Origin of the sequence: Flagellimonas flava, assembly GCF_050617915.1 — a bacterium.
GTDB classification, from domain to species: domain Bacteria; phylum Bacteroidota; class Bacteroidia; order Flavobacteriales; family Flavobacteriaceae; genus Flagellimonas; species Flagellimonas flava_A.
This window is the reverse complement of the sequence record NZ_JBODQE010000002.1, coordinates 498152-515996: the sequence shown is the minus strand read 5'-3', so window position 1 is coordinate 515996 and position 17845 is coordinate 498152. Positions and strand designations below refer to the sequence as shown.

22 protein-coding genes are annotated in these 17845 nt (G+C 41.9%); 2 read left to right on the top strand and 20 right to left on the bottom strand.

From position 1 onward, the window contains the following. Both ACRHOZ_RS08030 and ACRHOZ_RS08025 read right to left on the bottom strand, forming a co-directional pair. On the bottom strand, positions 1 to 867 hold the full coding sequence (locus ACRHOZ_RS08030) for an alpha/beta fold hydrolase (RefSeq protein ID WP_431124369.1): 867 nt from the start codon (positions 865 to 867) through the stop codon (positions 1 to 3). Between the two features lie 48 nt (positions 868 to 915). Next, the gene (locus tag ACRHOZ_RS08025; protein ID WP_431124366.1) at positions 916 to 1503 is read right to left on the bottom strand and encodes a TetR/AcrR family transcriptional regulator; all 588 of its coding nucleotides are present in this window, start codon (positions 1501 to 1503) and stop codon (positions 916 to 918) included. A gap of 72 nt (positions 1504 to 1575) precedes the next feature. Between ACRHOZ_RS08025 and ACRHOZ_RS08020 the strand changes: the two genes are divergently transcribed. Next, positions 1576 to 2010, top strand: coding sequence for a cupin domain-containing protein (locus ACRHOZ_RS08020; protein WP_431124363.1), 435 nt, complete (start codon positions 1576 to 1578; stop codon positions 2008 to 2010). 6 nt (positions 2011 to 2016) lie between these two features. On the opposite strand, the gene ACRHOZ_RS08015 is transcribed toward ACRHOZ_RS08020, so the two are convergent. The 17 genes from ACRHOZ_RS08015 to ACRHOZ_RS07935 all read right to left on the bottom strand — a co-directional run bounded on the left by ACRHOZ_RS08015 (position 2017) and on the right by ACRHOZ_RS07935 (position 15796). After that, complete coding sequence (locus tag ACRHOZ_RS08015; RefSeq protein WP_431124360.1) at positions 2017 to 2613, bottom strand: mobile mystery protein B; 597 nt, start codon at positions 2611 to 2613, stop codon at positions 2017 to 2019. Next, positions 2604 to 3065 (bottom strand): mobile mystery protein A, encoded by a 462-nt coding sequence (locus ACRHOZ_RS08010; RefSeq protein ID WP_431124357.1) that lies wholly within the window; start codon positions 3063 to 3065, stop codon positions 2604 to 2606. Before ACRHOZ_RS08010 ends, ACRHOZ_RS08015 begins: the two co-directional genes overlap by 10 nt. A gap of 141 nt (positions 3066 to 3206) precedes the next feature. After that, a complete protein-coding gene (locus ACRHOZ_RS08005) occupies positions 3207 to 3614 on the bottom strand; it encodes an ester cyclase (protein ID WP_431124354.1) in 408 nt (135 codons plus the stop codon). Between the two features lie 17 nt (positions 3615 to 3631). Further along, positions 3632 to 4108 carry a DMP19 family protein gene (locus tag ACRHOZ_RS08000; protein WP_431124351.1) on the bottom strand — a complete coding sequence of 159 codons (477 nt, stop codon included), beginning with the start codon at positions 4106 to 4108 and terminating at the stop codon, positions 3632 to 3634. Positions 4109 to 4132: 24 nt separating this feature from the next. Beyond that, on the bottom strand, positions 4133 to 4723 hold the full coding sequence (locus tag ACRHOZ_RS07995) for a DUF1684 domain-containing protein (protein ID WP_431124348.1): 591 nt from the start codon (positions 4721 to 4723) through the stop codon (positions 4133 to 4135). A 51-nt stretch (positions 4724 to 4774) separates the two neighbouring features. Then, positions 4775 to 5395: a hypothetical protein gene (locus tag ACRHOZ_RS07990; RefSeq protein WP_431124345.1), complete on the bottom strand. Its 621-nt coding sequence runs from the start codon at positions 5393 to 5395 to the stop codon at positions 4775 to 4777. A 64-nt stretch (positions 5396 to 5459) separates the two neighbouring features. After that, complete coding sequence (locus ACRHOZ_RS07985) at positions 5460 to 5861, bottom strand: contact-dependent growth inhibition system immunity protein (protein ID WP_431124342.1); 402 nt, start codon at positions 5859 to 5861, stop codon at positions 5460 to 5462. A 69-nt stretch (positions 5862 to 5930) separates the two neighbouring features. Then, the gene (locus ACRHOZ_RS07980) at positions 5931 to 6341 is read right to left on the bottom strand and encodes a DUF3592 domain-containing protein (RefSeq protein ID WP_431124339.1); all 411 of its coding nucleotides are present in this window, start codon (positions 6339 to 6341) and stop codon (positions 5931 to 5933) included. A 73-nt stretch (positions 6342 to 6414) separates the two neighbouring features. Next, entirely contained in the window at positions 6415 to 6864 is a 450-nt protein-coding gene (locus ACRHOZ_RS07975; RefSeq protein WP_431124336.1) for a hypothetical protein, read from the bottom strand. 7 nt (positions 6865 to 6871) lie between these two features. Continuing rightward, a complete protein-coding gene (locus tag ACRHOZ_RS07970) occupies positions 6872 to 7750 on the bottom strand; it encodes a HEPN domain-containing protein (RefSeq protein ID WP_431124333.1) in 879 nt (292 codons plus the stop codon). 226 nt (positions 7751 to 7976) lie between these two features. Further along, positions 7977 to 8798, bottom strand: a complete 822-nt coding sequence (locus ACRHOZ_RS07965; protein WP_431124330.1) for a sugar nucleotide-binding protein — start codon at positions 8796 to 8798, stop codon at positions 7977 to 7979. A gap of 3 nt (positions 8799 to 8801) precedes the next feature. Next, the gene (locus ACRHOZ_RS07960; protein WP_431124327.1) at positions 8802 to 9716 is read right to left on the bottom strand and encodes a glutaminase; all 915 of its coding nucleotides are present in this window, start codon (positions 9714 to 9716) and stop codon (positions 8802 to 8804) included. Further along, a complete protein-coding gene (gcvT, locus tag ACRHOZ_RS07955) occupies positions 9716 to 10801 on the bottom strand; it encodes a glycine cleavage system aminomethyltransferase GcvT (protein ID WP_431124324.1) in 1086 nt (361 codons plus the stop codon). Before gcvT ends, ACRHOZ_RS07960 begins: the two co-directional genes overlap by 1 nt. 101 nt (positions 10802 to 10902) lie before the next feature. Further along, on the bottom strand, positions 10903 to 12198 hold the full coding sequence (gene thrC, locus ACRHOZ_RS07950) for a threonine synthase (RefSeq protein WP_431124321.1): 1296 nt from the start codon (positions 12196 to 12198) through the stop codon (positions 10903 to 10905). A 6-nt stretch (positions 12199 to 12204) separates the two neighbouring features. Next, a complete protein-coding gene (locus ACRHOZ_RS07945) occupies positions 12205 to 13125 on the bottom strand; it encodes a homoserine kinase (RefSeq protein ID WP_431124318.1) in 921 nt (306 codons plus the stop codon). A 1-nt stretch (position 13126) separates the two neighbouring features. Further along, positions 13127 to 15571, bottom strand: coding sequence for a bifunctional aspartate kinase/homoserine dehydrogenase I (thrA, locus tag ACRHOZ_RS07940; protein WP_431124314.1), 2445 nt, complete (start codon positions 15569 to 15571; stop codon positions 13127 to 13129). 60 nt (positions 15572 to 15631) lie between these two features. Beyond that, on the bottom strand, positions 15632 to 15796 hold the full coding sequence (locus ACRHOZ_RS07935; protein ID WP_420399214.1) for a hypothetical protein: 165 nt from the start codon (positions 15794 to 15796) through the stop codon (positions 15632 to 15634). 25 nt (positions 15797 to 15821) lie between these two features. Here ACRHOZ_RS07935 and ACRHOZ_RS07930 point away from each other — a divergent pair, with 25 nt between their 5' ends. Next, positions 15822 to 17357: an NAD(P)H-hydrate dehydratase gene (locus ACRHOZ_RS07930; protein ID WP_431124310.1), complete on the top strand. Its 1536-nt coding sequence runs from the start codon at positions 15822 to 15824 to the stop codon at positions 17355 to 17357. Here the strand turns inward: ACRHOZ_RS07930 and ACRHOZ_RS07925 are convergent. Next, positions 17354 to 17773 carry an STAS/SEC14 domain-containing protein gene (locus ACRHOZ_RS07925; protein ID WP_431124307.1) on the bottom strand — a complete coding sequence of 140 codons (420 nt, stop codon included), beginning with the start codon at positions 17771 to 17773 and terminating at the stop codon, positions 17354 to 17356. The two genes, ACRHOZ_RS07930 and ACRHOZ_RS07925, sit on opposite strands and share 4 nt — an antisense overlap. Positions 17774 to 17845 lie beyond the last annotated feature (72 nt).

Here is a 17845-nt window from a genome sequence, read left to right as displayed (position 1 = left end):
TTAGAGTTGCGGTTCCCTATTGTTTCTATCGATGTGGTTGGATATGGCCTTTTCCAAATCTTGGTAATTGGTCTGGATCAACCAATGACCTCCATCCAATTCCAGGTATTCGTAATCGTTTTTCATATATCGGTGCCCCTCTCCCACGGAATAGGATCCAATGGCAAGGTCCTTTTTTCCCCAAATAAACAGGGTAGGAACATGGATATCCCCAAACATCTTTCTGTTTGCAGCCATTTTCAATAGTTTGTAATTACTTCGGTAGTAATTCAGGGTGGCGGTCAATTGTTTGGGATTGCTAAAAATCTTTAGATAGGCCTCTACTTCATCTGGTTCACTGTATTTCCACAGTCTTCGGAATGCCTTAAAATTGTTTTTTCGGATTCCCCGTTCCGGAAGATAGGGCCATTGAAAGTTTTTGATGTATTGGCTCATTTTACGCTGTTCGTCATTAACCACAATGGCTTTGCCAAAAGCTTGAGGGTGGGGGACAGAAATCCCCGCCCAACTTAAAATGACATCCTTATGGTCGTGAACTACTTTCCAACCCACGGCAGCTCCCCAATCATGCCCTACCAGGTGAAATTTTGACTTGCCCAGAACTTTGGAAATGTCCAAAACGTCTTGCGCCAGTTTATCTAACCTGTAATTCTTTTTGCCACTAGGGCAGGCACCTTTGCTAAATCCCCTTTGGTCAGGTGCAACGCAATAGAATCCATTTTGTGCAAGGTGCGACATGAGTTTTCTCCACATATAGGAAGACTCGGGGAAGCCATGTAAAAACAAAATCAATTCGCCTTCTTTATTGCCATCAACAAGGCAATCGAAGATTAATTTTCCAGTTTTTACTTGAATGTTTTGTTGCATGACTTCGGCTTTGATTTTAATACAGTGACCGCTGTAACGTTATAGCATTCATGAGGTAAGGTAGCCTTTTAGAACCAATTCCAATCCCCATTTTAGCAATCTTCTGGATTCTTGATCATCCAAATTTGCTACATCCTTGGTTACAATCAAAGGCTCTATACCCATTAGTAAGGTGAGCAGATTGATCAAGTCCTTTTTTTCCTTGGGAGAAATATCTTCATTTTTAAGGGCCAATTGTAGCGCTTTTACCCGCCTGGCCCCTCTTTTCGTTTCTTTGGAATTGGGAACCAGTACTGCGCTTAAATATTTACGAAATAAATGCTCATTGTCCAGAGCCAGGGTATTGAAGTAATCCTGGATGCCCAATACCTTTTCTTCTAGACCTTTGTCCTGATATTTTTCCAAAATAGTTTCAGAATCCAGGGTATTGATGTCCAAACTGGCCTCTGTTGTCAAGATTTCCACGTTGGAATAATAGCGATATATGGTTGCCCGTGACACCCCTGATTTTTTGGCCACATCTTCCAGGTTGAAAGCCTTGCCCTTTTTTAAGAAGTACTGGGCACTCTTCAAGATTTTATCTCGAGTTTCAAGTTTTTGATTGGTGCGTCCTGTTTGGATGTAATTCTTATTCATGAGACAAATATCTTATAAGTTTTTGAAAAACCAAAAAGATCCTTTATGTTTGTGAGACAAACGTCTTATAAAATGGAAAATTCGAACACTAGATGGGTATTAGGGCATAAGGTAACCGTTCATGACACCTCAGGGGATTATGATCTAATGTATGCCGAAACACCTCCCCATGTACCTGGGCCACCGCCGCACTTACACAATTCGTACAAAGAATCTTTTTTAATCTTGGAAGGGGAAATGGAGTTTATGATAAACGGGGAAGTTAGAAACGTAAAGGCTGGGGAATCTGTGGATATTCCACCCAAGACCTTGCATACCTTTGGGAACAAAAGCGATGCCCCTTGCAAATGGATCAACATTCACAGTCCCAAGGGATTCCGGGAATTTTTTGAGCAAATGGGCTTACCTGCACAACAGGAAAAGTCTCAAGAAAACTCTGTAGCACCAGAAATCATTGGGAAGGTCATTGCCACTGCTGCTGATTTTGATATGGTGATAAAGGCTTAACGCCTTCTACCTTAGTGAAAAGTCCAAAAGTGGTTTTATGTCTCCTTGATCCGCTTTTTTCAAGGCATTTATATAAGACTTTCTTACCGCATCTGGCTTGGTCATTTTCCCTTGATGCCATGAAAAGATTTCCTTGCCAAAAACAGATTCCATGATCACATCGGCCATTAATCGTGAATGTCTACCATTGCCGTTGGGGAAACAATGAATGCTCACAATCCGATGTTTGAACCGTATGGCAACCTCCTCCGGGACATAGGTATCGTTTTGTATCCAGTATTGGGTGTCATCCAGCAATGTCTTTAGTGCAATCCCAATCTGGGGCCAGGGAATCCCTAAGTTCTTTTCCGATTTTCGGAATTCCCCAGCCCATTTCCAAACATCTCCGTACATTCTTTTATGAAGGTCCTTGATGAACTTTTCGGTCAATACCCGTTCGGGCTTGAGCCTGGTACGGATGGTCCATTCAACTGCCTTTTCAATGTTCAATTGTTCAAGTTCATCCAACTCACCCTGGGTGGCTATCGACTTGATTTTTAAACCTTCTTTTTCCTCCTCGTTTATTGGGGTTTGTCCAGGGGCATAGTGCAGATCTAATCCCATATCGACCTTCTCACTTCCCTGCTAAGCTCCTCGGCCAGATCCTTTATGGCCTTATCAACTTTACCGCCCTCTATACCTTGGTCCTCTAACCGCATATTTTGGTGGGTACGTAGCACTATTTTTTGGGCTAGCTCTTCGGCCTTGCGTTTAATGAGCTGATCCAATGAACCATCTTTGGGTACAAAACCGTATACCAATTGCAGATCTAGGGCATGGGCCACATCTTGTAAAGAATTGAGGGTAATGGCACCGACAGCCTCACTATTTTCAATTCTTTTTACGCCTTGCCGGGTAATGTTGAGCTTGGTGCCCAGTTGGGCCATGGTCATGTTCAAGGTGGTACGGATGGCATGCACCCAACCTCTTTCAGGAGCGGAAACCGTTACCGCCTGCTGAAAAACCCTTAGTTTTTGGTCTAGTTGTTCCACTAAGAGCTGCTGCCTATTTCTCATTTTGTAAACTTATTAGATTACAAATATATAAAAATGTAAATAAATATGTTTACAAAATTAATTAAAAGTAAATTTTAACGTTTACATATTGATTTATCGAAATAGGTCAGAACCGCTCACGGGCTTTTATATTGAATAGCCTTATGGCTTTTTGGGCTGCTTCAACAGAAGAGCTGCTGCCAACTCCGAGACCAGCCATTCCTCCGCAATTTTGCCATCCTCAAAACGGCTGACAACCATTTCCGTCCAGGTTATTTTTTTATTGGAGGCAGGGATACCCCGTAGTGCTTTTTTATGAACTCCGGTTAAGGTGCGTTGCCAAGTAAGGGTATTCTCATCTTGGGCAAGTATCTGGATTTTTGCAGCTTTTATGTTGTCAATGGAGGCCAGCATCTGTTTTGTCCAGCGATGAAGAAAATCGTGGCCCTCATAGGTTTTGTTCCCAGCATGGGCTACATAATCTTTAGCAAACACGGTTGCAATATGATCGGTTTCTCCTTTACAAACAATGTTTTCAATTCCGAATTTGATGAGTTCTTCTTTGTTCATGGTATTCACTTGGAGTATTAACTTATTTCACAATTCTGAAGGTAAGTCCCAAGTAATTCGGTTAAATCCTCTTTGTCTTCCAAATCGAAGTATTCGTTACTTAACCGATTAAATGCATCCACAATTTCCTTGTTGTCCCAGTGTTCATTACTTGTTATGAATGTAAACAAATCTACACCAGGACTCATATGTTTTTTTAGAATTTCAGTAGAAGTAAGAACTAGTTGATGGGTCAAACTAGCTCCAATTTCTTTTAAGCCTTTTAAGGTTTCTTCTGCAAAAATTCCATAATAGTTATCATAATACTGTTCAAACCCGCCATTCATGACTTGCGTGTTCAGAATTCCAATGCAATAGGTATATCTTACCGGCACGGAGAGCTCAAAAACTGTATTGTACCATTTTTGAGTTTGACTCCAGTCCTCCATCCGCTGATTTAGATATTCCCCAGCGATGTCGAAATAGACATAGTCGATTAATTCTTCTTTGGTCATGATTTTATGCGGGTGTTGAATATCTCAAATTTTAATCCCAGCATTTATATGAACTGGCAGATCATTCTCTTTGGGTGGAATAGGGCAGGAGTATTTTTTATTGTAGGCACAGTAGGGATTGTAGGCCTTGTTGAAATCAATGACGATAATGTCTCCTTCCGGGATTTCCATATCTATAAACCTGCCGCCGCCATAGGTTTCGTTGCCATTGGTGAGGTCTGTGAAGGGCAAGAACAAGTGATTTTTATATTTCTCGGTTGCCCGAAGCTTGTGGTTTTGGTAAATGTTCAATTTTAGTGTTTGCCCATTTAACTGAAAAGTAGCTACTCCATAAACTTCGTAGGTAGGCAACCTGTCCGTAGTTGTTTTCATTAAAAAGGGAACGGCGTTGATAGCTCTTTCAAATGTAGCCTCTACTCTAAAATTCTCATCTATGGGAAAAAAGTCATGCCCTTTAAATTTTTTAAGGTCTTTTTGGGTAAGGGGCGATTTTTCTTCGTCACTGTAATAATCATTTAGCTCGTTTTGATATTCAACTATGGAGTCTTGGTAGGTTTGTCCGATGCTTAAATTTATTGTTAGGAAAAGGCTGATAATTAGTGTTAATTGTTTCATTTTATGATTTGTTGATTAACCCAACCAACCAGTAGGCGATTAAGATAACTTTTAGTACTCGTTTAAAACTATATGTTTTAACTCCTTTGAAAACTCGGTGAGGTAGATTTTATTGGCTTTGATGGAATCAAGTAGCATTATATCCATGCCTTCTCCAATTTTTAGTGTGAGTAAATCCAGGGAGTGAACTGACTTGATTCCCCATTTCCCGCTGATATTGGAATTCTTTAAAAATGTTGAGTCTTGTTTAAAGATATAGTTGGTATTGGTTTCCTGATTTTTATAACTTTTTCCTGCTAAAGATGGAACTACATTTGTGTCAGGGGCCTGATGTTTCCTATAAACAAGCGTAAAATCTTCCATCTGGGGCATGGTTGTTACCAAGCTGTCATTAGTAGCTGAAATAATATAAAATCCTACATGTGACCTGCTTTTAGGTATAACTACATTACCACTTCTTACAAATTCAAAAGTTTCCTCCTTTACTTCGTGACCTATTATGGTCCAGTGATAAACCATGTTCTCATCAATTTCCATAATAGTGTTGAGATGGTGACTGGATTTTTTTCCGTCCAAATCTAACTGAATATAGTGTCCTATCCAGATTCCATCGATACTATCTGTATGACATGACATTAGTGGCATAAAAAGAATAAATATGATTTTCTTCATTTGAATTAATATAGAATTTGGGTAAAGATTACACCCACCATCAGGTGGATAATACCTGTTTTTATCAAACGGCCTTTAGTCTTTCAATTATTAGATCTAAATCTTTTGGACCAAGTTCATTTGCGATGATTTCAGAATTTGTTTCTATAACTTTTTTGAAAGTTTCGAACTCAGTTTGATTTTCCTTCCAAAATTCAACCTGTACTTTTGAAACCGCAACCAACAAGTCTCCTTCATAAAAATCCCCTTCTTCTAAAACATTGGTTTTTAGTTTTTCCATTGCAAGTGGAACTGAATAAGTAAGCCCTATGTTCTGGCCGATTAGCAGCCGTAATTGCTCAATGGTTAATTCATTTAATGGAATTTTTCTGTACTTATAACAATTCTGGACAAGTCCTGAGGGAAAATCTCCTGGTTCTTCCCAATAATCGTTTTCTAATTGTTCCAAAGACTTTGAATATGTCATTCTTTAGGTTATTCTGAAAATTTAATAATACAACTCCATTCACAGAAGGATGATGGGCGCGAGAAATTCTTAAATTTCACTAGTTATCCCATAAATTCCAATGGCAAGGAACAAACCTCCAAAAATCAGAAAAATAGTGGGAAGGTTGATTTCCCACCAGTCATCGTTTTTTATTATATGGTATTCGTTTTCTTTTTTCAAGTATACTATTTCAATCCACTGATTGGTTCTTTTTGGCTTTTCACTCAATGTGAGTTGTTGGGTGATTTCATCTCCTTGTTGGTTGGTAAAATTCACCACTGGAAAATGATAGATATGGCCATCCCCGTCGGCATCTACCCGCTTCTCTTCTATATAATCCACGATTTTTGCTTTGGTTTTAATTCCGGTGTTTCGAATTGTCCTGTTGGCTATGCTAAGCCAAAGACCAGCATATACAAATGAAATTCCTATGATAATAAAGACGATTGGTCCAAGCATTCGTTGTACTTAAGTTTCATATTTATTATAAAAGCACCTGCAAGAAGGTGGAATAGCTATTATTTTTAAATGTTCACTCAACTATTTCCCCATCAACTCCATCCCAAATCAATTTTCTGGATTTTAGCTTTGCGAATTCCCTAAAAAGTTTTCCAAGTCTGTTTAATCCGGCAGGTTCGCATGGAATACAGAATTCGGAAATCGTTCTAAAAGGAACTATTTCATTATTGTTGAAACGGATATGAATTGCACTGGTCCAACCATGCGTCACTTGATTAAGTACCTTGAATAAAAAATAGAACGCATATCGGTCTTCTGGTTTTTCCGAGCCGAGTTCCCATTTGATTTCATCTGTTGGATTTTTAGGAAACTGCTCGAGTGATCCAGCAAGTTCTTTCAAAAAATTAGCATCGTCATATATCTCTAGCTGCCCACTGTGACCATTGGAAGAAGCCTTGACTATCAAATTTATGTGATATGGTTCTTCATATGGTAGCCTCTCTATCTGTAAAACGTTTTTCATCTTCTAATTAAACTTGTGTTTCTCCCCCAATCTCCCCAATTTTCTCTCTACAAATCTCCTTCGTTAACTGTTTTAGCTGCCGTACTTTTTCCGCCAGATAGTCCAACTCCTTTTGGGTAATGGAGTACTCGTCCATTTTATATCGGGCATCTATATAGGCTTTTTTAAGAAGTTCAAATAGGCGTTCATCTTCCTTGGTGGATTTCGGGAAAACGGCAAAACGAGAGTCGCACATCTCTACTTTTATGCCCAGGGTTTCCAGATTGTGGTCCTTGGGGCGATAATCCGTAAAGACTAAAAGAATAGTGGTGTAGTAACGTTCAACGGTTTGGTGCAAGTTGAACGCTGCTAGATGTAAATCTCCTTCGGACAAATAAAAGTTGAAGCCTTTATAGAATTTGTTTGCAGTTTCAAACCACTGATCATAATACTCCTGCGCTTTTTGTTGGTACTGCTCCGGGGTCATTTTTTTGGGCGTGGCCAGCTTAAACTTTTCGGAATCGTATAGAACAATACCCTCTACTTTGATGTCCTTAAAAAAGTAGTTGCCCATGGTCAGGGCCTTGTTCAGGTGTTTTATACTATGGAAAATAAGGCTAATGGTAGTTTTTACCTTTCCGGTGTCCCTAAGCTCGGCGTTTACCTTGTTTTCAATCCGGAATTTCTGTTTAATATCGTCATGGGTAAGGACCACCAGGATGTCATAGTCGCTCCGGTATTCGTAGCGGGTGCCTTTTTCAATATATTCGTCCTCCACCCAGTTGCCACGGGCATAACTACCAAACAGGATTACCATTTCCACCTCTTTATAACCAGATAGCAATTGGGATAACAGCTCCAGTTCTTCTTGCTTGGACTTGGGCAGGTGGTGTAGGTCTTTGTTCACGCTTACAAATTAAGGATTATTTCGATTGTTGGATTATTTGATTTTTGGAATTTGGAATTTGGAATTTGGAATTTTGGTCTTGGGTCTTGGGTCTTGGGTCTTGGGTGTTGAGCTTGAACTTGAACTTTTTTGGGCAAAAGGTCTGATCTCTGATTTCCAATTTTGAATTCTAAGTTTTTAATGTTGAATTGATTTCAACTTAAAACTAAAAACTCAACAATTAAAACTAATCAACGGGAATATGATGGTCTATGATTTCTTGGTATTTGACCCGAAGGTTTTTAGGGAGTTTGTTATGCTTTGGTAGTGCGGCCAGATAACGATCTTCGTTGGTCGTGAACACCCGCTTTAAAATAGGATGGAAGTTTCCCATTTTCTGAATGATTTCTTTGATAAACTCTTCATGCTGAATCAAATCCTTGCTTCCCAAATGAAAAATGCCCGTTTTGTCCCTGTTGATGAGGTAGTGGATTTGCTGGGTCAGCCGGTCATCGTTGGTGACGTTGACAATGAGGTTGGGAAATACTTCGATGGGTTCATGGGCCTCCAAATGCATTTTGATTTCCTTGACTCGTGGAGAGGTATTTCCAAAGACCATGGGCACCCTGAGGATAGCCGTCTTTTCTTTGGGTAACCGCATCATCATGTTCTCAATCTTTATTTTAAGCCTACCGTACACACTCTCAGACAAGGTTTTGTCGTACTCGTAGGATGGGAACTTGCTATACGCATCAAACACATTGGCCGAAGAAATGAAGTAGAGCTTCGCCTCATTTTTGATGAGGTATTCCATCATATGTTCATGAGCCTGTATTTGGGCAGCAAACTCACCTCGAAGGGCGGAGATGATAAAATCCGGGCTAACATCATCCAGTAATCTTACAATATCATCCTCACGCATGTCATAACGGAGAAATTGTCCATTATCGCTATAGATGGTGGTGTGGCAATAGGTGCCAAAGGTGTTGAAATAGTTGCAGAGCTCTTTATAAATGGCATTGCCAATAAAGCCGCTGGCTCCCAATATGAGTATCTTCTTTTTATCCAAACACTAAAAAATTGACAAACCGGTCTCGGTTGTTAATTGCTCCAACGCCAGCATCCCCAGCTTGGAATTTCCTTTTTCATTGAGTCCAGGCGACCAGGTGGCCACGCAAAAATGGTTGGGCAATAAGGCCACGATACCGCCACCTACGCCACTCTTGCCAGGTAAACCCACTTCAAAGGCAAATTCCCCGGCCTCGTCATAAAAACCACAGGTGAGCATAATGGCATTTATTCGCTTTACTTGGGACAGGTTTAGGTAGTTGTTGTTTTGCAGGCAATTGCCCCGGTTCATAAAAATATAGAACACCTTCACCAGCTGCTCACAGCTCATGGCAATGGCGCAGGAATGGAAATAGAAATCCAGAACTTCCTCCACATCATGCTCCAAATTCCCAAAGGATTTAATCAGGTTGGCAGCAGCATAGTTTCTAAACCCCGTTCTTTTTTCTGACTCCGCCACTTCCAAATCATAATCAATGGAAGCATCACCAGCAATATCGCGGATGTATTGTATAAATTCTTGCTTCGGATTTTTGAGCTGGGACAACAATACATCACAGATAACTATAGCGCCGGCATTGATCAGGGGGTTTCTGGGGATTCCGTTTTCCATTTCCAAAAGCGACAGATGGTTGAAGGGATCTCCCGAAGGTTCCACATCAACCCGTTTCCAAAGTGCATCACCCACCTTGGCAAAGGCCATGGAGAGCAAAAGTACCTTGGATACACTCTGAATGGAAAATCGCTCCTGCGCATCACCCACTGAAAATTGTTGGGCATTACTGTCTAAAATGGAAATGCCAAATTTGTTGGCGTCCACTTTGGAAAGTTCGGGGATATAGTCAGCCACCCGACCCTTATCGGAACATTGTTGAATGTTCGTATGGATTTGGTCTAAAATGGGCTGAAAATCTATCATTATCCCTTATAAAATGGAAGTTTTACAATGGTTGCCTTTACTTGAGCCTTTCGAATTTGGATAAAGATTTCTGTATCTACTTGCGAAAATTCTTTGGGCACATACCCCAATCCTATCCCTTTGGAAAGGGAAGGAGACATGGTTCCAGAGGTCACTTTTCCAATCTCGTTGCCGTCTGCATCCACAATGGAATAACCCTGTCTAGGAATGCCTCGCTCCTGAAGTTCAAAAGCAATCAGTTTGCGAGCGATCCCTGCTTCTTTTTGGGCGGCCAAAGCCTCGCTGTTCACAAAATCCTTGGTGAATTTGGTAATCCAGCCCAAACCAGCTTCTAGGGGAGAAGTGGTGTCATCAATATCATTTCCGTACAGGCAATACCCCATTTCCAATCGGAGCGTATCCCGAGCGGCCAGGCCGATGGGTTTGATGCCAAAATCTGCTCCGGCCTCCAGGACTTTGTCCCAGACCTGCTGTACTTCGGAGTTCTTGCAATAGATTTCGAATCCGCCAGAACCTGTATAACCCGTAGCGGAAATAATTACATGGTCAATCCCCGCAAAATCCCCTACAACAAAGTTGTAGAACTTGATTTCCGATAGGTCAATGGAAGATAGCGATTGCATGGCCTCCACCGCCTTTGGTCCTTGAATGGCCAAGAGGGAATAGTCATCAGAGATATTTTTCATCCCTGCCCCAATGGACTCATTATATTTTGAAATGTGGTTCCAATCTTTTTCAATATTGGAAGCATTGACGACAAGTAAATAGGTTTCCTCCTTTACCCGATAGATGATAAGATCATCCACAACTCCTCCGGTCTCGTTGGGCATGCAACTATATTGCGCCTTGCCCACGGTAAGCTTAGTGGCATCGTTGGAACTTACCTTTTGGATAAGCTCCAGGGCCTTCGGGCCCTCTATCAAAAATTCACCCATGTGCGAAACATCGAAGACTCCAACGGACTTGCGCACGGTTTCATGTTCCACGTTTACCCCTTCGTAGGAAACGGGCATATTATACCCTGCAAAAGCAACCATCTTGGCACCAAGAGCAGTATGGGTTTCAGTTAATGCTGTTGATTTCATTTAGTCCAGTTTATGGGGTAAATTTATTCGAATTCGGGAAAGAAACACCTAAAAATTCCGAATCTTTTAAACAATATGGTGTTAACTGGAAGATGGGTCGGTTAGGTGCCCAATAAATAGGATTTTAGCCCTTCGTAATTGTCTATTTTGATAGATTTTTTCTCCTTGTCCATCACCTTTTGAATTTGGGTCGGAATATCAGGACTTATACCCAAGGTTTCCTCTACTACATCCAAAAATTTGACAGGATGGGCGGTTTCCAAGAAGATACCGTAGGTATCTGGATTGATTTTTTGATATGCTTTTAGTCCCAAGTATCCCACGGCACCATGCGGGTCTGCCACATATCCTGAATTATCATGGATAGCCTTCATGGTTTCCCTGGTAGCATCATCAGAAAAGGAATAGGAGGAAAGATTATCCTGCAAATTGTTCAATTTATTCTGATACAAATGTCTTATACGAACAAAATTACTGGGGTCGCCCACATCCATGGCATTGGAAATGGTAGCAATTGAAGGCAAAGGCTCGTATACCCCATTTTGAAGGAAATTGGGCACCACTTTATTGGCATTGGTTGCAGCCACAAAATGCTTTACGGGCATGCCCAATTTTTGGGCGACCATTCCGGCACAAATATTCCCAAAATTTCCGGAGGGCACGGAAAAAACAATTTCCTTTCCTTGGGATTTAGCCTGTTTAAAGGCAAACAGAAAATAAAAAAGCTGAGGCAACCAACGGGCAATATTGATACTATTGGCCGAGGTTAATTTTTTCTGATTGGTGATTTCGGTATCCAGAAAAGCGGTTTTTACCATCCGTTGGCAATCATCAAACACCCCGTTCACTTCCATGGCCACGATGTTCTGGCCTAAGGTGGTCAGTTGCCGTTCTTGGATGTCCGATACCTTTCCGCTAGGGTACAGGATGACCACATTCACACCATCAACTCCCAAAAATCCATTGGCGACAGCACCTCCCGTATCCCCAGAAGTGGCCACCAAAACGGTTACCTCCGTTTTTTCTCCTTTGGAGAAATGGCCCAAGCAATTTGCCATGAATCGGGCACCCACATCCTTAAAGGCCATGGTAGGTCCATGAAAAAGTTCCAAGGTGGCCACGTTTTCCTCGATTTCCACAACAGGAAAGTCAAAGTCCAGCACATTGGCAATAATTTCTCGTAAGGCTTCATCCTCAATGTCATCCTTTACAAACTGATGAATGGCTTGGAATGCAATTTCGTGATTGGACAGGGTTTCTATTTCATTGAAAAAATCAGCAGGTAGCGCTTCTATCTTCTCAGGAAAATAAAGGCCTTTGTCCGGAGCAATTCCAGCTATAACGGCTTCTTTGAAGCTTGCTTGATTTTCTGGGTTGTTTAGACTGTAAAACTTCATGGAATATTAGAGTGGTTTCACCCCTTGGGTATTTACTTTGGAAACATGAATGTCAAAATCGATGCCGATGGAGCCATAGGTTTCATGCATGGCTTCGGCTACTTTTTGGGCAGTGGTTTCTCCCTTGCTCAAAGCGAAAATGGATGGGCCCGAACCTGAAATCCCACAACCTAGAGCCCCAGCTTCCAAAGCTTTGGACCGGATGGCTTCAAAACCAGGAATCAAAATGGAACGAATAGGCTCTACCACATGATCTTCCAAGGAACGACCAATCAGGTCGTAATCGCTTTGGAACAGTCCGGCAACCAGTCCACCTAAATTGCCCCATTGGCGAATGCCGGTTTCTAAGGTGAGCTTGGTCTTTAAAATTTTTCGGGAATCGGATGTTTTAATTTCTATTTGCGGATGGATGACCGTAGCAAACAATTCATCAGGAGTGGGAATGGAAACGATATCCAAGGGTTCATAACTACGAACCAAAGTAAAGCCACCATAAATGGCGGGAGCCACATTATCCGCATGGGCCACACTACTTGCCAATTTTTCTCCCTGCATGGCAAATTGGGTCAACTCCAAATTGGAAAATGGCTTCCCCAACAATTCGTTCATGGCCCAAACCGCCCCTGCTGAGCTTGCAGCGCTACTGCCAATACCACTTCCAGGCTTGATTCGCTTGTCAATTTCTATTTCAAAACCGCCCTCATAATCGCTTTTACTTAGCAAGGCCAAACCTGCTACGCCCGAAACATTCTTTTCCGTTTCCAAGGGCAAGTCCTGACCTTCTATCTTGGTGATTTTGATACCTTTTTCAGGAGTCTTGCGGACAACCATCTCGTCCCCAACAGAATCCAAGGCCAGTCCCAACACATCAAATCCACAGGAAACATTGGCGATAGTGGCCGGGCAAAAAACTTTGATCTCTTCCATCCTAAAAGTTTCCAATTCTGATAATATCCGCAAAGATACCGGAAGCAGTGACATCTGCTCCCGCACCCGCTCCTTTAATGATCATGGGTTGGTTGGGATAGCGTTCCGTAAAGAAAAGCACAATATTGTCGCTTCCTTCCAAATTATAGAAATCATGACCCTTTGGGATTTTTTGCAATCCCACCTTGGCTTTCCCATCTTCAAACTGGGCTACGTATTTAAGCTTGCTGCCAACATCTTTGGCTTCCTTGAAAAGTTGCTGGAACCTATCTTCGTGCTTCTTCAAAGATGCAAAGAAGGCCTCGTTGGAATCGGTGTCCAAGCTTTCTTGGGGCAAAAAAGCTTCGTTCTCAATTTGTTCAATATCCAACTGATTGCCACTTTCACGAGCCAAAATCAATATTTTCCGCATTACATCAATTCCGCTAAGGTCTATGGTGGGGTCGGGTTCGGTGTAGCCTTCCTCTTGGGCCTGCTTTACGATATCATGGAAAGTGACTTCGTCATTGAAATTGTTGAAGACAAAATTCAAACTCCCCGAAAGCACGGCTTGTATCTTGTTTACCTTGTCACCAGAGGCAATCAGGTTCTTTAAGGTGTCTATAATAGGGAGTCCGGCCCCTACATTGGTCTCAAACAAAAATGGCGCATTGTATTTTTTGGCCAACTGTTTCAATTCCTTATAAAACGTATAGTCAGAAGAACAGGCAATCTTGTTGCAGGTTACCACGGAGATGCTGTTTTTTAGGTATTTCGGATAGCTGTTGGCCACTTCATCGCTCGCCGTGTTATCCACGAATACACTGTTTCGGAAGTTGAGCTCGGTAACCCTGTCAAAGAATTTTTCCTTGTCCGCCTTTTGGCCATCGGCCAGTACAGATTCCCATTCTTTTAGGTCGATGCCATTCTCATCAAAGGCCATGGTCCTGGAATTACTGATACCGATGACCCGGACATTCAGCATTAATTCCTCTTTTAAATATTTCTTCTGCTGACGGATTTGGTTAAGGAATTTGGAGCCCACGTTGCCTACACCCATTACAAAGAGGTTGAGTTGTTTGACGTTCTCCTCAAAGAATTCTTCATGTAAAGAGTTGAGGGCTTTTTTCACATCAGCCTTCTTAATGACCGCAGAAATGTTACGTTCCGAAGCCCCTTGCGCAATAGCGCGGATGTTCACATTGTTTTTTCCCAAGGTACTGAACATCTTCCCACTCAATCCTTGGTGACTTTTCATATTGTCGCCAACCAGAGCAACAATGGTCAAATCCTTTTCCACGATGACCGGTTTGATTTTTTTTCGGGCCATTTCAAACTCGAAAGCTTCATTGACTGCTGCTACAGCACGTTCCACATCTTCATCGGCAATTCCAACACAGATGCTATGTTCCGAAGAGGCTTGGGTAATCAATACCACACTTATATTCTCGAGGGAGAGCGTCTCAAAAAATCGTTTGGAAATTCCAGGAATTCCTATCATGCCAGGGCCTTCCAGGGACAACAAACTGATGTTCCCCACATGGCTTATTCCGCGAACGGTTTTTCCACCTCCATTGGTGTTTTTGGTAATCATGGTGCCCGCATCATCAGGGCTAAAGGTATTCTTGATTACAATAGGGATTTCCTTACCCAACACAGGTTGTATAGTGGGAGGGTACAACACTTTTGCTCCAAAATGGGAGAGCTCCATGGCCTCTTCATAGCTAATATGGGCCACACATTTAGCTTGTTTTACCAATCTGGGGTTGGCCGTGTACATCCCACTGACATCTGTCCAAATCTCTAAAAAGGAAGCATCTACTGCCGCTGCCACAATCGCAGCTGTGTAGTCAGAACCCCCACGACCCAAGGTGGTGGAATTTCCATCAGTGCTTGAAGCTACAAAACCGGGCAGTATATGGATTTGATGTTTGTCATTTATGAAGTATTCCTTGCAGTTGGCATCGGTCTTTTCAAAATTGACCACGGCTTTTCCGTAGGAGTTATCTGTGATGATCAACTCCCTGCTATCTTTAAAAGTAGCGTCTAGACCTTCGGCTTTGAAAAATTCGCTAATGATATAGGAAGAGAGCAACTCCCCGTAGCTCACGATCTTATCGGATAGTTTGGGCGTTATCTCGCCTATGAGAAAGGAGCCCTCCAAGAGCGTTTCCAGAATGTTCAAGTCACTTTTAACCTTGCTGAGGATGGCACTTTGGTTTTGCACGGGAATCAACGCCTTGATGACTTCAATATGGCGTTGCTCAATTTCTTCCAAACCCGATTTGTATGCATCATTCTGTTCGGATGCTTGCTGCAGTGCGTTCAGTAACACATCGGTAATACCTCCAAGTGCGGAGACCACCACCGCCAGTTTTTCATTGGAACTGTTTTGGACAATGGATTTTACCTTGTTTATATTTTCTGGATTGGCGACTGAAGTACCACCAAATTTTAGGACTTTCATGATTAATGTGGTTGTAAAATGTTGAAATTAATTTAAGGACGGACGGAAATAATATACAGACTACCCCAAAGGGGTGATGGTAGTCAAAGCGAAGATGGATGAAGAAGTGTTCATCTTGAAGGGTTCAATATCCGTTTGTTTAAATTGCATTGTACAGTAATCAGGTTCAAAAGTAGTACTTTTGGTAGCTTCCTCAAATGATTCTAAAATTTTTACGAAATCCATAGCAATTGTTAATTTTTCTTGTTGAATGAAAATTTTTACCGCGAACCAAATCTATAAGGCTGACAAATTCACAATTGAAAAGCAGCAAATTCCCAGTGATTCCTTAATGGAAAGGGCTGCCACCCAACTTTTTGAGTGGATTCATTCCCGATTGCAGGGCGCTGAAGTCACTATTCAATTGTTTTGCGGTATTGGCAATAATGGAGGGGATGGAATAGCCTTGGCGAGGCTGCTCAAGGAGGCGGACTATAATATACAAGTACATGTGGTCAACTATAGTGAAAAGCGCTCCAAGGATTTTCTGTTGAATTTGGAACGATTGAAAGACCGCAAAATTTGGCCTGAATTTCTTAACGACGATTGCGTGATGCCTGAAATATCACCCAACGATATTATCGTTGATGCCATTTTTGGGATTGGTTTAAACAGGGCGCCCAGTGAATGGGTAGGTAAACTTATTGAGCATATCAATGCCTCCCAGGCTTTTGTGCTTTCTGTGGATATTCCTTCGGGATTGCCCAGTGACAGGATCCCTTGGAATACCGATCATGTGATACGGGCCAGTTACGTACTCAGTTTTCAAGTACCCAAACTGGTTTTCTTTTTACCGGAAACCGGTGTCTACCAAAATCAATGGGAGCTGTTGGATATAGGTCTCGATGCTGAATTTTTGGTCAGGGAAGAGGTGGACTATGAGTTCATGACCCAGTTTGATGTACAACCCATTTACCGGCCGCGGTTAAAATTTTCCCATAAGGGAACCTATGGTCACGCTGTGATTGTAGGAGGGGGTTATGGTAAAATTGGAGCGGTTCAGATGGCAGCAAATGCTTGCTTGAGCATTGGAGCTGGTCTGGCAACTGCATTTGTTCCTGAATGTGGGTATCATTCTTTGCAAACGGCACTGCCAGAGGCCATGGTACTTACAGATGCCGAGGACGATTACATTTCTGAAATCAAAATCCCATTCACGCCCAATGCTATAGGCATTGGAATGGGGATGGGAACCAAGGAAGAGACGCTACAAGCCTTTGGGAAATTCTTGAAAGAAGTTGACTTTCCATTGGTAATAGACGCTGATGGTTTGAATATCTTGTCCCGAAACCCCAAATTATTGAAAGACCTTCCCAAGCAGTCCATTTTAACCCCTCACCCCAAAGAATTGGAGCGTTTGATAGGGGAGTGGAAGGATGATTTTGACAAATTGAACAAAGCCAAGACTTTTGCCTCCAAACATGACATTGTAATGGTAATCAAAGGGGCACATACCATCACACTTTATGGTGGAAAAGGGTATGTGAACAGTACTGGAAATCCTGGAATGGCCACTGCTGGTAGCGGGGATGTGCTAACAGGGATGATAACCGGTTTGGTGGCCATGGGGTATAATCCGCTCCCAGCTACAGTACTAGGAGTTTACCTGCATGGGTTGGCAGGTGATATTGGTGCTTCCTTGGTGAGTTACGATGCCCTTAAGGCTTCAGGAATCATTGAAAATATTGGAAAAGCGTATTTGGAACTTTTTAAAAGACCGGAGTCTCAAGAGGAAAAAGGAACTTAGGCAGTATCCGTTTTCTTGGTTCTGTTAAGTCTTTTTTTCACCCAGGCCAAGGCATTGTCATATTCGATAAAGAACTCCATATTCTTCTTATAGAAAAGCTTCTCTATCTTAAAATTATGCATATCAATTTCCTTTTTGGAAACAATGGCGAAAGCCTTTAGGTTTTGCATGCCACGTAAATAGTTATAGATGGTAGGGTCTACGGCATACGAATTTTTCCTTAGACTGATATAGCCAAAATCCTTATCCCTAAAATGAATTTCCGAAATCCCGATGATCTGATAGGCTCGTTCCAGTGTCATTGTGGCCCCTTCTTCTAACGTGGCGACCATGTAGTTGTCAAAAACTTGCACGGTTCCAATGTCCAACTGGTATTCCCGTACAATTATAGCCTTCTTATTAGAAGCAATTCTCATTCCCCAAAATTATAGTGTCTCTCATAACGAAGGTATGGGGAACACCCAATGGCTAGAAAAAATTTAGATTAA

Coding starts and splice junctions, on each gene's coding strand:
- thrC (WP_431124321.1), bottom strand. CDS start 12,198: ATGAAGTTTTACAGTCTAAACAACCCAGAAAATCAAGCAAGCTTCAAA.
- ACRHOZ_RS07960 (WP_431124327.1), bottom strand. CDS start 9,716: ATGATAGATTTTCAGCCCATTTTAGACCAAATCCATACGAACATTCAA.
- ACRHOZ_RS08005 (WP_431124354.1), bottom strand. CDS start 3,614: ATGAACAAAGAAGAACTCATCAAATTCGGAATTGAAAACATTGTTTGT.
- ACRHOZ_RS07930 (WP_431124310.1), top strand. CDS start 15,822: ATGAAAATTTTTACCGCGAACCAAATCTATAAGGCTGACAAATTCACA.
- ACRHOZ_RS08015 (WP_431124360.1), bottom strand. CDS start 2,613: ATGGGATTAGATCTGCACTATGCCCCTGGACAAACCCCAATAAACGAG.
- ACRHOZ_RS07945 (WP_431124318.1), bottom strand. CDS start 13,125: ATGGAAGAGATCAAAGTTTTTTGCCCGGCCACTATCGCCAATGTTTCC.
- ACRHOZ_RS07925 (WP_431124307.1), bottom strand. CDS start 17,773: ATGAGAATTGCTTCTAATAAGAAGGCTATAATTGTACGGGAATACCAG.
- ACRHOZ_RS07995 (WP_431124348.1), bottom strand. CDS start 4,723: ATGAAACAATTAACACTAATTATCAGCCTTTTCCTAACAATAAATTTA.
- ACRHOZ_RS07980 (WP_431124339.1), bottom strand. CDS start 6,341: ATGCTTGGACCAATCGTCTTTATTATCATAGGAATTTCATTTGTATAT.
- gcvT (WP_431124324.1), bottom strand. CDS start 10,801: ATGAAATCAACAGCATTAACTGAAACCCATACTGCTCTTGGTGCCAAG.
- ACRHOZ_RS08010 (WP_431124357.1), bottom strand. CDS start 3,065: ATGAGAAATAGGCAGCAGCTCTTAGTGGAACAACTAGACCAAAAACTA.
- ACRHOZ_RS08020 (WP_431124363.1), top strand. CDS start 1,576: ATGGAAAATTCGAACACTAGATGGGTATTAGGGCATAAGGTAACCGTT.
- ACRHOZ_RS07985 (WP_431124342.1), bottom strand. CDS start 5,861: ATGACATATTCAAAGTCTTTGGAACAATTAGAAAACGATTATTGGGAA.
- ACRHOZ_RS07935 (WP_420399214.1), bottom strand. CDS start 15,796: ATGGATTTCGTAAAAATTTTAGAATCATTTGAGGAAGCTACCAAAAGT.
- ACRHOZ_RS07975 (WP_431124336.1), bottom strand. CDS start 6,864: ATGAAAAACGTTTTACAGATAGAGAGGCTACCATATGAAGAACCATAT.
- thrA (WP_431124314.1), bottom strand. CDS start 15,571: ATGAAAGTCCTAAAATTTGGTGGTACTTCAGTCGCCAATCCAGAAAAT.
- ACRHOZ_RS08000 (WP_431124351.1), bottom strand. CDS start 4,108: ATGACCAAAGAAGAATTAATCGACTATGTCTATTTCGACATCGCTGGG.
- ACRHOZ_RS08025 (WP_431124366.1), bottom strand. CDS start 1,503: ATGAATAAGAATTACATCCAAACAGGACGCACCAATCAAAAACTTGAA.
- ACRHOZ_RS08030 (WP_431124369.1), bottom strand. CDS start 867: ATGCAACAAAACATTCAAGTAAAAACTGGAAAATTAATCTTCGATTGC.
- ACRHOZ_RS07990 (WP_431124345.1), bottom strand. CDS start 5,395: ATGAAGAAAATCATATTTATTCTTTTTATGCCACTAATGTCATGTCAT.